Source organism: Bradyrhizobium diazoefficiens, from assembly GCF_016616885.1.
Taxonomy (GTDB): Bacteria; Pseudomonadota; Alphaproteobacteria; order Rhizobiales; family Xanthobacteraceae; genus Bradyrhizobium; species Bradyrhizobium diazoefficiens_F.
The window spans coordinates 18,775-32,278 of sequence record NZ_CP067102.1 but is presented as its reverse complement, the minus strand read 5'-3'; the positions used below and the strand labels follow the sequence as shown (position 1 = coordinate 32,278).

Here is a 13,504-nt window from a genome sequence, read left to right as displayed (position 1 = left end):
AGGCCCAAGTTGCGGCCGCAGGACTCAGCGACGGCGGATGAAGCCGACGATGTCCTTGGAGAGGTTCATGGTCTCCTCGGCGATGGCGCGGGCCCGGTCGGAACCATCGTTCAGGATGGTCTCGATATGGCCGGGGTCGGCGACCAGGCGCTTCATCTCGCCGGCGACCGGCGCAAGCTTGGTGACGCACAGCTCCGCCAGCGCGTTCTTGAAGCTGGAGAACTGGCCGCCGCCGAACTCGCCGAGCACGCTGGCTTTGGAACGGCCGGCGAGCGCGGCGAAAATGCCGACGAGATTGTCGGCCTCGGGGCGCGCTTCCAGGCCCTTCTCTTCGCTCGGCAGCGGCTCCGGATCGGTCTTCGCCTTGCGGATCTTCTGCGCGATGGTGTCGGCGTCGTCGGTCAGATTGATGCGCGAATTGTCGGACGCATCCGACTTGGACATCTTCTTGGTGCCGTCGCGCAAGCTCATCACGCGCGTTGCCGGGCCCGTGATGAACGGTTCCGGCAGCGGGAAGAACAGGCCGTCATTGGCGCCGTTGCTGCGAATGGAATCGCCGAAATCATTGTTGAACTTTTGCGCGATGTCGCGCGAGAGCTCGAGATGCTGCTTCTGGTCCTCACCGACCGGAACGTGGGTGGCGCGGTAGAGCAGAATGTCGGCGGCCATCAGCACGGGATAGTCGAACAGCCCGACCGAGGCGTTCTCGCGGTCCTTGCCGGCCTTCTCCTTGAACTGGGTCATGCGGCCGAGCCAGCCCATCCGCGCGACGCAGTTGAAGATCCAGGTGAGCTCGGCATGGCCGGAGACCTGGCTCTGGTTGAACACGATGTGCTTCTTCGGATCGATGCCGGCGGCGATGAACGCTGCGGTCACCTCTCGGGTGGTGCGCGCCAGCTGGGCGGGGCCACCCCAGACGTCCAGGCCTTGCGTGATCGCGTGCATGTCGACGACGCAATAGATGCAGTTGTGGGTTTCCTGCATCTTCACGAAGTTGACGATCGCACCGAGGTAATTGCCGAGGTGCAGATTGCCGGTCGGCTGGACGCCCGAAAAAACCCGTTCAACGAATGGCATGGCGAGTGTTCCCAAAGGTATTCGGGCCGTCGTTTCCAACAGCGGCGCTGCCCCGTCAAGGGTAATTCGATAGTTGCGTGGTCCGAGATCGCTCAGGCGGGCCGCTTCAGGGCGTTAACCGCCTCGCGCCAGGACGCTGCGCCGAGGATTTGCAGGAGCAGGCCGTAGACGGCGATTCCGGCGCCGATCTGCAAGCCCAGCACAATGAAGCGGATGAGGCCATGGGCTTCGACCGGCATCAGTCCCGTCGTCAGCCAGAGCAACGCACCCATGGCGGCGGCCGCGAGCACGATCCGCGGCAACCGCTTGCGGGCGGTGGCGTCGACCGAGAAGCCGAATTCGCTGGTGCCCTTGCGAAGTAACGAGACGGCACTGCTCCAGGCGCCGGTCGCGATGCTCGCGGCGATCCCGCTCGCGCCAAAAAAATGGCCGAGCACGACGGCGAGGGCGATCGCGACCACAATCCCTTTGGTCGTGGCGAGCAGCGGCGTCATCGTGTCGCCGCGGGCAAAGAAGGCCGGCGACAGCGCCTTGATCAGCACGTGCGCCGGCAGGCCCAGCGCCAGCCACATCAGCGCCTGTGCGGTGGCCGCGCTGTCCTCTGCGCCGAAGGCGCCGTGCTCGAACAACAGCCGTACGATCGGTTCGGCCAGCACCGCAAGGCCCAGCGTGGCGGGCAGCGCAAGCCCGGTCGCAAGCTCCAGCGCGCGCGATTCCGCATGCGCCACCGCGTCGCGATTGCCACTCCCGACCGCGCGCGTCAGCTCCGGCACCAGCACCGTGCCCATGGCGACGCCGACGATGCCGAGCGGCAGCTCGATCAAGCGGTTGGCGAAATAGAGCCATGACACGGCCGACGGCGTTGCGGAGGCGATGATCGCGCCGGCCACCATCAGCCATTGAGGACCGGAGCTTGCGATCATGCCGGGGATCGCCTTGCCGAAGAAGCCGCGCATCTCCTTGTCGAAACTCGCGCGCAACGGTGTCGCGAGATACGCACTTCGCTGCGACAGCAGCATCAGGAGCTGCAGCAGGCCGGCAATGCCGACGGTCGCCGCCAGCATCCACGCGGCGAGCGACGCATCGGCGTGCCACAGCAGCATCGCGGCGATTGTCGCGATCAGCGCGATGTTGAACAGCAGCGGCGAGAACGCCGTGAGCGCAAATCGTCCCTGCGCGTTCAATAGTCCCATCAGCACCGTGACCGGGCCGGCAAACGCGAGATAAGGCAGCATCAGCCGCGCATTCTCGACGGCGAGATCGAGCGATGGGCTGCCGACGAAGCCCGGCGCGATGATCATGATGATCAGCGGCATTGCGACAGCGATGCCGATCGAGATTACGATCAGGGCCGCGCTGACCGTGCCGAGCACGCGTCCCGCAAAGGCGGAGGCGGCCTCTTCGCCATCGCGGTCACGAACGCGCAGCCAGGCCGGGATCAGCGCCGCATTCAGTGCCCCCTCGCTGAGCAGGCGCCGTACCACGTTGACGAGCTGGAAAGCAGCCAGAAAGGCATCCGCCACCGCGCCGGTGCCGAGCAGCGCCGCGATCAGGGAATCGCGGGCAAAGCCCAGCAGCCGCGAGGCCAGTGTTCCCGTCGAAACGGTCAGGAAGGAGCGGATCATCGGCTGTTATAATACCGTTGCTTGCCCGTAGCGGCCCGGTCGTGATAGGCCGCGAGCCAGATTTCAGGCCGACAGGAAGCGGATTTCCTCAGGGTTCGCAATCCGGCAAACAGGATCAAGGTGAATGGCTGACGTGAAATATGACGTTCTCGGCATCGGTAATGCGCTGTTCGACGTGCTGGTCCGGACCGATGAAGCCTTTTTGGCCAAGCACGGCATGACCAAGGGCAGCATGTCCCTGATCGACGAGGCGCGGGCCGCCGCGATCTATGCCGACATGGGCCCGGCGACGGAAGTCTCGGGCGGCTCGGCCGCCAACACCATCGTCGGCATCGGCAGCCTGGGCGCGCGCGCCGCTTATGTCGGCAAGGTCAAGGACGACCAGATCGGCAAGCTCTACGTCCATGACATCCGCGCCGCCGGCGTCGCCTTCAATACGCCGGCCGCGAAGGACGGCCCTGCCACCGGCTGTTCCTACATCCTGGTGACGGGCGACGGCGAGCGCACCATGAACACCTATCTCGGCGCTGCGCAGGATCTCTCGCCGGCCGACATCGATCCGGCCGAGATCGCGGCCGCCAAAATCGTCTATCTCGAAGGCTATCTCTGGGATCCGCCGGGCGCCAAGGAAGCCTTCCTCAGGGCTTCCAAGATTGCCCACGAGGCCGGCCGCAAGGTGGCGCTGACGCTGTCGGACTCCTTCTGCGTCGGCCGCTATCGCGACGAATTTCTGGGGCTGATGCGCAACGGCACCGCCGACATCGTGTTCGCCAACGAGTCCGAGCTGCACTCGCTCTACGAGACCTCTGATTTCGACACCGCGCTCAAGCAGCTGCGCAACGACGTCAAGCTCGGCGTGGTCACGCGCAGCGAGAAGGGCTGCGTGGTGGTGACGCCGACCGATGCCGTCGCCGCACCGGCCTCGCCGATCAAGCAACTGGCCGACACCACCGGCGCCGGCGATCTGTTCGCCGCCGGCTTCCTGTACGGCCTCTCGCGCGATCTGTCGCACAAGCAGTGCGGCGAGCTCGGTGCGCTCGCGGCCGCCGAAGTCATCCAGCACATCGGCGCGCGTCCGCAGGTGTCGCTGAAGGAATTGGCGCAGCAGCGCGGGCTGACGGTTTAGGGAAGTCGCGCCCCAACCGCACTGTCATCACCCACTTTGACCGGGCGATCCAGTATTCCAGAGACCGCGATGGAATACGGAGAAGCCGCGGCGTACTGGATTCCCCGCTTTCGCAGGGAATGACAGTCTTCGTGGAGTGAGAACTGCGGCCGATAACAACGAAAGCCACCTCACGCCGTCTTCGCAGCCTTCAATCCCAGCCGCTGCTCCACCGCCTCGCGCATCACGAATTTCTGGATCTTTCCGGTCACGGTCATCGGAAATTCGTCGACGAACTCGACGTAGCGCGGGATCTTGTTGTGGGCGATCTGGCCATCGCAGAAAGCGCGGACTTCCTCGGCCGTCAGCGTCTCGCCGGACCGGACACGGATCCAGGCGCAGAGCTCCTCGCCATAGCGGGTGTCGGCCACGCCAAAAATCTGCACGTCCTGGATCTTGGGGTGACGGTACAAAAATTCCTCGATCTCGCGCGGATAGAGGTTCTCGCCGCCGCGGATCACCAGGTCCTTGATGCGGCCGACGATGTTGCAATAGCCCTCGTCGTCGATGGTGGCGAGATCGCCGGTGTGCATCCAACCGTTGGCGTCGAGCACGTCGCCGGTCTTTTCCTTCTCCTCCCAATAGCCCAGCATGACGCTGTAGCCGCGGGTGCAGAGCTCGCCGCGTTCGCCGCGCCTGACGATCCTGCCTTCGAGATCGACGACCTTCACCTCGACATGCGGATGAATCCGCCCGACCGTGGAGACGCGCCGCTCGAGCGGGTCGTCCGTCGCGCTCTGGAAGCTGACCGGGCTGGTCTCGGTCATGCCATAGGCGATGGTGACCTCACGCATGTTCATCTCGGTGTTGACGCGCTTCATCACCTCGATTGGGCAGGGCGCGCCGGCCATGATGCCGGTGCGCAGTGATTTCAGATTGAACGTTGCGAATTCAGGATGATCGAGCTCCGCGATGAACATGGTCGGCACGCCGTACAGCGTGGTGCATTTCTCCTGCTCGATCGCCCGCAGCGTCGCGAGCGGGTCAAAACCCTCGCCGGGATAGACCATCGTCGTGCCCAGCGTGACGGATGCGAGGTTGCCCATCACCATGCCGAAGCAATGGTAGAGCGGCACAGGAATGCAGATGCGGTCCTGCTCGGTCAGGCGCATCGCGCGTCCGGTGAAATAGCCGTTGTTGAGGATGTTGTGGTGGGTCAGCGTCACGCCTTTGGGTGAGCCGGTCGTGCCGCTGGTGAACTGGATGTTGACGGGATCGTCAAACTGAAGCGCCCCGCCGAGCGCGGCGAGCTGTTCGCGATGCTCCGCTCGACCCATCTCCGTGACTTCCTCGAAGGGGATCGTGCCCGATGCTGCAGGACCGCCGATCTGGATCACCATCCGCAAGGCGGGCAGCCGCGCTGCCTGCAACCGCCCGGACTTCGCGCTTGCCAGCTCCGGAAGCAGCGTGTTGAGCATCTCCATGTATTGGCTGGTCTTGAACGAAGTCGCGCTGACGATCGCGGCGCAGCCGACTTTCTTCAGCGCGAACTCCAGCTCGCTGAGCCGATAGGCGGGATTGATCGTGACCAGGATCAGGCCGGCCTTGGCCGCCGCAAACTGCGTCAGCGTCCATTCCGGCCGGTTCAACGACCAGATGCCGATCCGTTCACCGCGTTCGAGGCCGAGCGCGAGAAATCCTGCGGCGAGCGCATCGACCCGCTCGGCGAATTCGGTCCAGGTCCATCGCACGCCGTGGCTGGGCGAGACCAGCGCCTCATGCTTGCCCCAGCGTCGCACTGCATGGTCGAGGCTGCGGCCGATGGTCTCGCCGAGCAGCGGCGCGTCGGAGATGCCACAAACGTAACTGTCGGCCTTGTCTGCCATGGTCGCGTCCTCCAGCTCGGTCGTTTTCGCCTCATGCCCCGAGGGGCAGGCCTTCGGGGCACGAGGGTACATCCTGCTGTGAGCACGCGCGACAATGCGCGCATCATACTAAGGGGCTAGGCCGCCTTCTGTCCGCTCCCTGCATCGAGCCCGGCATAGACGCCGCGCTCGAAGCCGGCGAAGGCCTCGAGGCACTTGGCGTCGACGAACGGCAAGACCTGCATCAGGATCACGCCGCAAACATCGCGCGCCGGGTCGATCCAGAAATACGTATTAGCGAGACCAGCCCAGGCGAGGCTGCCGGCGCTGCGGCCTTCCGGCGTCTTCGCGTTATTGATCAGGAAGGAGAGCCCCCACTTCTTCACGATGTCGGGGAAGAGATCGACGTCGTTGGTGTACATGGGCGCCACTGTCGTCATCTTGCCAATCGTGAGATCGCCGATGTGGTTCTGGCCCATCAGCGCGACCGTCTCGGGCTTCAGCACCTGGTTGCCGTTGCCTCGGCCCTTGTTGAGGATCATCTGGGTGAACTTGATGTAGTCGCCGGCAGTGCTGTAAAGGCCGCCGCCGCCCATGTGGAATTCCGGGTTCTGTTCGATCTCGAACGGGATCGGTGCCAGCGATCCATCCTCGCCGCGTGCATGCGTGGCGACCAGCCGCTGGCGCATGTCGTCGGTGATCTTGAAGGCGGTGTCGTTCATGCCGAGCGGCCCGAACATGTGATCGCGCAGATAGGCATCGAGGCGCTTGCCGCTCGCTGCTTCCACCGCCTTGCCGACGAAGTCGATGTTGATGCCATATTCCCAGCGCGTGCCAGGGTCGGACATGATCGGCGTCTTCAGCGCGACGTTCTGACAGGAGAAGATGTTCGGGGTTCCGGTCTTCTCCAGATATTGCGCGCAATCGCCGTTCCATATGTTGTAAGCAAAACCGGCGGTGTGGGTCATGAGGTGACGTAGCGTGATCGGCTTGCTGGCAGGCCGCAGCTTCGGCTCGCCGCTCTCGCCAAAACCTTCGAGCACCTGCGGCGCGGCGAGATCGGGTAACACCTCGCCGATCGGCGCATCGAGCGAGAGCTTGCCCTGCTCGACCAGCTGCATCGCGCCGGCAGCCGTCACCGCCTTGGTCATGGAGGCAATCCAGAACACGCTGTCCAATGTCATCGCATCGGGCTTGGATAAATCGCGCTTGCCGAACGCGCCCTGATACAGCACGTCGTTACCGCTTGCGGCGATCGCAACGACGCCGGGAATCTCCTTGGCGTCGCTTGTCTTGCGCAGAGTCTCGTCGATCTGAGCTTTGCTTTGCATACGCGTTTCCTCCGGTTTGATTATTGTTGGAAGTGATTGGATTGTCCTCCCGCGGGTCGCGCTCGGCAAGCGCGTCAACCTTAACGCACGGTCGCGATGTCGTGACTTGACGCTTCCCGCTCTGCGCGGGACGACTGAACTGCAACACTTCTTCACCATCTGCGGTGGATGGCCGCAGATCGCCGTAACCGCGGATCGGCTCAGGCGATATGTTTCGAGTGTTTGAAGCACTTGAAACATTTTGTGCGTTGCGGCGCTCGGCTTGCGGGCTGATCGGCGGTTGACGTTAAGACTTGAAGCAAATTTGGCGGCCGCCCACCGGCCGCGAGGGGGCCTAAGATGATTTCGACCTGGAGCGAATGGAAGCGCTATCCCCGTCCCGGACGGGGCGACAATCTGGAAGCGCCGATTTCGCCAGGTATTTACGAGGTCCGCATCGCCGGCACCGGCGCACTCTATTCCTTCGGCGCGGTTGACAATCTGGCGCAGTCGCTGGCGCTATTGCCGGTCGGTTCGAAATCCTGGTTCGGCCGCCGCGACACCTCGGACGCGCCCGATCTCGAATATCGCACTTGCGCGACCTCCTCGAAGGCCGACGCCAAGGCCGCCGCCGAGCGCATGATCGGCCGGCGCGAGACCTATATGAGCGGCGCGGCGTAATCACGCCGCTCCCAGCTTAACTCCCGGCAGATGTGCGTTGCGGGACGGTGCATAGCGCACCTGATGTCCCTATATTCCGGGCGAACCTGAAAGCCCTCCAGGGAGTAATGCCATGACTCCGACCACCGCCGCACGCGCCCAGCACGCCACCGCCACCCTGCGTGACCGGTTGAAGGACCCGTCGCTCCTGAAGGAGGCCTGCTATATCGACGGCGCCTGGGTCGGCACGCCGGTCTTTGCCGTGAACAATCCCGCGACCGGTGTCGAGATCGCAAAGGTCCCACAGCTCGGTGCGGACGATACCACCAAGGCCGTCGAAGCCGCCCAGCGCGCGTTTCCGGCCTGGGCCAAGCATACCGCCAAGCAGCGCTCCAACATTTTGCGCAGATGGTTCGAGCTGATCACCGCCAACCGCGAGGATCTCGCGCTGATCCTCACCTCCGAGCAGGGCAAGCCGCTGTCGGAAGCGCTCGGCGAGGTCGACATCGGCGCCGCCTATATCGAGTTCTTCGCCGAGGAAGCGCGCCGCGTCTATGGCGAGACCATCCCGACGCAGCGACCCGATGCGCGGCTGCTGGCGATCAAGCAGCCGATCGGCGTCTGCGGCGCGATTACGCCGTGGAATTTTCCGAACTCGATGATCACGCGCAAGGTGTCGCCGGCGCTGGCCGCGGGCTGCACCGTGGTGCTGAAGCCCGCCAACGAGACGCCGCTCTCGGCCCTGGCGCTGGCCGTGCTCGCCGAGAAGGCCGGTATCCCCAAGGGCGTGCTCAACATCATCACCGGTGATGCGCCGCCGATCGGCAAGGTGCTGTGCGAGCATCCGGCGGTGCGCTTCGTCGGCTTCACCGGCTCGACCGCGGTCGGCAAGATTCTCTACCAGCAGGCTTCCGTCGGCGTGAAGCGGCTCGGCCTCGAGCTCGGCGGCAACGCGCCGTTCGTGGTGTTCGACGATGCCGACATCGACGCGGCGGTCGAGGGCGCGATCGTTTCGAAATACCGCAACATGGGCCAGACCTGCGTCTGCGCCAACCGTCTCTATGCCCAGGACAAGATCTACGACGAGTTCGTCAAGAAGCTGTCGGCCAAGGTCGCGGCGATGAAGATCGGCGATGGTACCGAGAGCGGCGTCACCCAGGGGCCGCTGATCAACATGAAGGCGATCGACAAGGTCGAGCGCCACGTTGCGGACGCCGTCAAGCGCGGCGCCAAGGTCGTGACCGGCGGCAAGCGCAGCGAGCTTGGACGTTCCTTCTTCGAGCCGACGGTGCTGGCCGATGTGAAGCCGGATTCGCTGGTGTCGCAGGAGGAGACCTTCGGCCCGCTCGCGGCGGTGATCCGCTTCAAGGACGAGGCCGACGTGATCGCGATGTGCAACGCCTCGCCGTTTGGTCTCGCCTCGTACTTCTATTCCCGCGATCTCGGCCGCGTCTGGCGCGTCGCCGAAGCGCTGGAGTCCGGCATGGTCGGCGTCAACACCGGTCTCATCACGACGGAGGTCGCGCCCTTCGGCGGCGTCAAGGAAAGCGGCCTGGGGCGTGAAGGCTCACGTCATGGCATGGAAGAATATGTCGAGATCAAATACGTGATGATGGCGGGGGTGTGAGGCCCCAATCAGTTCTTGCTTCGACGCAACTGACCAGGACTGCGCCCGAACTCGCGGCGCATCCATTTGGCCAAGTGAGATTGATGGGAAAAGCCTGCTTCCAAGGCGATATCGCTGAGCTTGCGATCGCCTTGGAGGAGTAGCTGCCGTGCGTGCTCCACCTTTCTTCTCAGGATGTAGCGATGAATCGTGACGTCCATGGCCGCTTTGAACCAGGTCCGCAGATGTGAGCTGCTGACGCCGGCCTCGCGGCAGAGAATGTCGATCGTGAGCGGCTGGTCGAGATTTGCATCGATATAGGCCAGAACTCTCTGAAGTTGCGCGTCCGAGAGGCGAATGGCCTGCGCCGGCGGATCATTCGCAAGGCTGAGCAACTCGACCGCCAGGGCCATTCCAACGTTTTCGGCAAACAAGGGGCCGCTTGGCGAGCCGGCTTTCACGTCGCTTTCGAGAGCTTGTCCGAGCAAAATGATGCGATCATTCCGCAGCATATGATGATGCGTGAGCCGGGCGGCCGCCAATTGTCGACTCCTGGCGGCCGCATGATCCAGCATGCTCGGTGCGAGCCGGATCTGAAGCGATTGGTAGGGCGTTTCCGCGACGAACCCGCCGGAGGCACCGGACGGGATCACATCGATATCGCCGGCCTGACGCAAGTACGGCGCCCCGGTCTCGAGACAAAGTGAGCGCGTCGCAGGGCTAAGGTGGATGATGATCCGGTGATCGCCGATCGGCTCCAGTGCGACGGAATCGGGCTCGATTCGCCTGGCCGCAGCGGTGCTGCCAGTCGATGTGGGCGCCGAACTCGATCTCGCATGCATCGTCCGGACCCTCCGGTGCTTGGCGGAACGTGATCGATATTTGGCGCATCGTGCGCGATTTTCAACGGCTCAGGCGTCAAGAATTCATCTCTCGTTTCGTGGCAAATGAGGATGCAAGGTGAGTCATTACGTGATTGTCGGAGCCGGTCCTGTCGGACGCGAGACGGCTCGCCTTCTGGCAGAGGAAGAGCACAGCGTCATCCTGACGAGCAGGAATGCCGGGTCGCTCGATGCTGGAGATGTGCGCACGGTTTCGTCGGATGCCACTGACGCTGCGCAGCTGGCCGGATTAGCCAAGGGCGCGGATGCGATCTTCATGTGCGCCATGGCGGCCTACCATCGATGGCCAACCGACTTCTTTCCGATCATGGACGGAACGGTCAAGGCGGCCGAGCAGGTTGGCGCGAAGCTGCTCGTGGTCGGGAATGTCTATGGCTATGGCGCGGGAGCTGTGAGCCCTCTTACTCCGGACCTGGAGCCGGACCCGACCAGCCGAAAGGGTACCACCCGGCACATCATGTGGCAGCGCGCACTGCGATCGAGCGTTCCCGCCATCGAGGTCCGCGCAAGCGACTATCTGGGCAAGGGTGCGGTCGCGTATTTCTCGCTGCTGGCCCTGCCATCGCTGCTCAAGAGCGAGCCGGTATCGTTCCTCGGCGATCCCGACGTCGCGCATGCCTGGTCCTTCACCAAGGATACCGCGAAGACGCTGGTCGCAGCGTCACGCTTCACCGGAGAATGGGGCCGCGCCTTTCATGTACCGTCGCAGTCAGCGTCTGTGCGCGAACTGGTGCGAAGATTTGCGGTCGCGCTGAAGATCGATGTTCCGAATCTGTCTCGCCTCACCGCGGCCGATCTGGAAGGTATCGGCTTCAGCGAAGGGATCGAGATGGCCTATCTGTTCGAAAAGCCGCTTCTGCTCGACGCCAGCGAGACGGAGAAACTGCTGGGGGTCACCGCGACCAGCCTGGACACGATGATTCGTGACACCCTGTCGTAGTTGACAGACACGGATGCGGCAGTGTCGGTAGAAGGCCCGCGTGTCTCCTACCGCCTCAACACCGCGATCGTCCGATTGGCAAACGTCAGCCGCTCGGCCATCACCGACACGAAGTACGTCAGCAGCTTGTGGCTGAGTGCGGGGTCTTCTTGCCGGATCGCGTCGAACTGGTGCGTGTTCAGCACGTAGAGCACGCTGTCGACCTCGGCCTGGATGGTGGCGCTGCGCGGGGTCTGTGACACCAGGCCCATCTCGCCGATGGTGGTATAGCGGCCGAGGCTGCGCACGCGCGTGGTACGGTCGTCGTCGGCGGGGACCATGATGCCGACGCGGCCGTCGAGAATAAAATGCATGGAATCGGCGGAATCGCCGGCCTGCACGATGACCTCGCCGGCTTCGACCTCAATGCGCTGGCAGCGGCGGATCAGCTCGTCGGCGTCGTCCTCGCTGTCGAGAATCCCCGTGAACCAATCTCGCAGGCTGGCCGTTTCCTGCGCCAGTCCCTGATGCTGCGAGATCAGCTCGTTCTCGCACCATTCCAGCGCGTGATCGAGCTCGCCGATGATGGTGACGCCTTCGCCGACGAAATCGCTGGAGCGCAGCACCTTCTCGGCTGCGGCCGGCAGATGCACCAGGATGAGCTCGACGCCGAGATCGGCCGCGCTGCGCTTGATCTGGGCGAAGCTGTAAGCGGCCGAGGAGTCGACGCCGGTGACGAGCTTGAAGTCGAACAGCAGGTAGCGGCACTCCGGGCGCTCCTGGAGCAGCTGTTTGACATGCTGGTAGAGCCGGTTGGCGGAGCCGAAGAACAGATAGCTCTGGAGATTGAGGCCCTGGATCTTGCCGCCATGGGCCAGCAGCACCTCCTGGTCGTCGCGCGAGCGATCGAGCGAGGAGCGATATTCGGAGCCGTCAAAACTGTACTTGATCGATTCGACCCGCGCCGCGCTGAACGCAAAGGTCGCGCAGCCGATGATCACGCCGATCAGAATGCCGGGCACGAAGCCCCAAGCCACGATGATGACGATGATGGCGACCAGCGACAGATATTCAAGCTTCGATAGCCGCTTGCGCGACTCGATGATCCATTTGTGCAGCTGGTCGGCACCGAGATAGAGCAGCAGGCCGCCGAGCACGAATTTCGGAATGAAGCCGAGCAGCTCGGGCGCGATCGCGAGCATCAGCAGGGACAGTGCCGAGGCGGTGAGACCCGACAGCCGCCCGCGGCCGCCGCTGGAGAGGTTGAGCATCGAGCGGCTGATCGAGCTGCAGCCGGTGTAGCCGCCGAGCACGCCGGTGAGGATGTTGGCGGCCCCCGTGACGTTCAGCTCGCGCTCCAGATTGGCTTCGCGGTGCGCGGCGACCTCGATGCCGGTGGTGTTGAACAGCGTGCTCGACGCCGTGACGAAGATGACGGCGACGAGATTGCCGAGCAGGTCCGGCACGGCAAACCAGGGATATTGGGCGAGCTCGCCGGTGTGCCAGGGCAGCATGAACGCGGCCTGCGGCGGCGGCTGAAACGTCCAGCCCAGGGAATGGGCCTGGTCGAGCGAGACGCCCGAGATCCAGAATGCCAGATGTGCCGTGATCACGCCGCCGACCAGGATGATCGGCAGACCGAATGGATTGCGCGAGCGATGCCAGGTCAGATACAGCACCAGCGCCATGGCGCAGGCGGCGCCGAGCTCCAGAAGCGTTGTGCCGTTGGCGAAGCGCGGCAGGGTCGCGAATTGCACCGGGGTATTGGTGATGACCCTGATCGCACCGAGGGCGATAAGAAGTCCGGTGGCACCGAGGAAGCCGCCGACCACGGGATAGGGTACGTAGCGGATGGCGCGGCCCATCCGCGTCAGGCCCAGTCCGCACAGCACGATCCCTGTCAGCACGGTCGACAGGCCGAGCGTGATCATGACCGGCGAGAGCAGCGGTGCCGATAGATTGGCCGATTCGATGTGCTCGACCAGCGAGGCCGCCAGAATTCCTGTTACGGCGGCGGTCGAGCTGTCCGGAGCGGCGATTGCGAAAGGCAGGGAGCTGCCGAGCCCGATCACGGCGGCAAGCACCGCCGAGCTGATGAAGGTCGCCGCGATGCCGTAAGACAGATAGGGCGAGAGCGGGCCGGTGAAGATCAGCAGCGAATAGGACAATCCGAACGTCAGGGTGAGGATGCTCGCGGCACCTCCCCCCAGCATATCATTCAGCGCACGCTTGACGGACGGGCTGACCCCGGTGACCGGTTCGAAGCCAATTGCAGGGTCTGTCACGCCGTGACACTCGCTCATGAAAATACCTGTCCGGAGAGGTAGACGACTGCGAGCCTAGCGCAACAGAATTCTTGCAAATATGAAGTATCCGACAGTTTTGCTGCGGCGCCCCACCGCTGTCATTCCCGCGAAAGCGGGGAATCCAGTACC

10 protein-coding genes are annotated in these 13,504 nt (G+C 63.9%); 4 read left to right on the top strand and 6 right to left on the bottom strand.

Going from position 1 to position 13,504, the window contains the following annotated elements; translation table 11 throughout:
* Positions 1 to 24: 24 nt before the first annotated feature.
* The gene (trpS, locus tag JJC00_RS00120) at positions 25 to 1,077 is read right to left on the bottom strand and encodes a tryptophan--tRNA ligase (RefSeq protein ID WP_200470775.1); all 1,053 of its coding nucleotides are present in this window, start codon (positions 1,075 to 1,077) and stop codon (positions 25 to 27) included.
* 92 nt (positions 1,078 to 1,169) lie between these two features.
* Complete coding sequence (gene murJ, locus JJC00_RS00115; RefSeq protein ID WP_200470774.1) at positions 1,170 to 2,702, bottom strand: murein biosynthesis integral membrane protein MurJ; 1,533 nt, start codon at positions 2,700 to 2,702, stop codon at positions 1,170 to 1,172.
* 124 nt (positions 2,703 to 2,826) lie between these two features.
* Between murJ and JJC00_RS00110 the strand changes: the two genes are divergently transcribed.
* Positions 2,827 to 3,828: an adenosine kinase gene (locus JJC00_RS00110; protein WP_200470773.1), complete on the top strand. Its 1,002-nt coding sequence runs from the start codon at positions 2,827 to 2,829 to the stop codon at positions 3,826 to 3,828.
* A gap of 170 nt (positions 3,829 to 3,998) precedes the next feature.
* On the opposite strand, the gene JJC00_RS00105 is transcribed toward JJC00_RS00110, so the two are convergent.
* Positions 3,999 to 5,693, bottom strand: a complete 1,695-nt coding sequence (locus tag JJC00_RS00105; protein WP_200470772.1) for an AMP-binding protein — start codon at positions 5,691 to 5,693, stop codon at positions 3,999 to 4,001.
* Positions 5,694 to 5,809: 116 nt separating this feature from the next.
* Complete coding sequence (locus JJC00_RS00100; RefSeq protein WP_200470771.1) at positions 5,810 to 7,003, bottom strand: serine hydrolase domain-containing protein; 1,194 nt, start codon at positions 7,001 to 7,003, stop codon at positions 5,810 to 5,812.
* A gap of 339 nt (positions 7,004 to 7,342) precedes the next feature.
* On the opposite strand from JJC00_RS00100, the gene JJC00_RS00095 reads away from it, so the two are divergent.
* A complete protein-coding gene (locus JJC00_RS00095; RefSeq protein WP_200470770.1) occupies positions 7,343 to 7,663 on the top strand; it encodes a hypothetical protein in 321 nt (106 codons plus the stop codon).
* 112 nt (positions 7,664 to 7,775) lie between these two features.
* A complete protein-coding gene (locus tag JJC00_RS00090) occupies positions 7,776 to 9,269 on the top strand; it encodes an NAD-dependent succinate-semialdehyde dehydrogenase (RefSeq protein WP_200470769.1) in 1,494 nt (497 codons plus the stop codon).
* Positions 9,270 to 9,277: 8 nt separating this feature from the next.
* Here JJC00_RS00090 and JJC00_RS00085 read toward each other — a convergent pair whose 3' ends face one another.
* Positions 9,278 to 10,090 (bottom strand): helix-turn-helix transcriptional regulator, encoded by an 813-nt coding sequence (locus tag JJC00_RS00085; protein WP_200470768.1) that lies wholly within the window; start codon positions 10,088 to 10,090, stop codon positions 9,278 to 9,280.
* A gap of 118 nt (positions 10,091 to 10,208) precedes the next feature.
* Here JJC00_RS00085 and JJC00_RS00080 point away from each other — a divergent pair, with 118 nt between their 5' ends.
* On the top strand, positions 10,209 to 11,090 hold the full coding sequence (locus tag JJC00_RS00080) for an NAD(P)H-binding protein (RefSeq protein WP_200470767.1): 882 nt from the start codon (positions 10,209 to 10,211) through the stop codon (positions 11,088 to 11,090).
* A 47-nt stretch (positions 11,091 to 11,137) separates the two neighbouring features.
* Here the strand turns inward: JJC00_RS00080 and JJC00_RS00075 are convergent, their stop codons facing one another.
* Positions 11,138 to 13,354 (bottom strand): SLC26A/SulP transporter family protein, encoded by a 2,217-nt coding sequence (locus JJC00_RS00075; protein WP_200470766.1) that lies wholly within the window; start codon positions 13,352 to 13,354, stop codon positions 11,138 to 11,140.
* Positions 13,355 to 13,504: the final 150 nt, after the last annotated feature.

Coding starts and splice junctions, on each gene's coding strand:
- trpS (WP_200470775.1), bottom strand. CDS start 1,077: ATGCCATTCGTTGAACGGGTTTTTTCGGGCGTCCAGCCGACCGGCAAT.
- murJ (WP_200470774.1), bottom strand. CDS start 2,702: ATGATCCGCTCCTTCCTGACCGTTTCGACGGGAACACTGGCCTCGCGG.
- JJC00_RS00110 (WP_200470773.1), top strand. CDS start 2,827: ATGGCTGACGTGAAATATGACGTTCTCGGCATCGGTAATGCGCTGTTC.
- JJC00_RS00105 (WP_200470772.1), bottom strand. CDS start 5,693: ATGGCAGACAAGGCCGACAGTTACGTTTGTGGCATCTCCGACGCGCCG.
- JJC00_RS00100 (WP_200470771.1), bottom strand. CDS start 7,003: ATGCAAAGCAAAGCTCAGATCGACGAGACTCTGCGCAAGACAAGCGAC.
- JJC00_RS00095 (WP_200470770.1), top strand. CDS start 7,343: ATGATTTCGACCTGGAGCGAATGGAAGCGCTATCCCCGTCCCGGACGG.
- JJC00_RS00090 (WP_200470769.1), top strand. CDS start 7,776: ATGACTCCGACCACCGCCGCACGCGCCCAGCACGCCACCGCCACCCTG.
- JJC00_RS00085 (WP_200470768.1), bottom strand. CDS start 10,090: ATGCATGCGAGATCGAGTTCGGCGCCCACATCGACTGGCAGCACCGCT.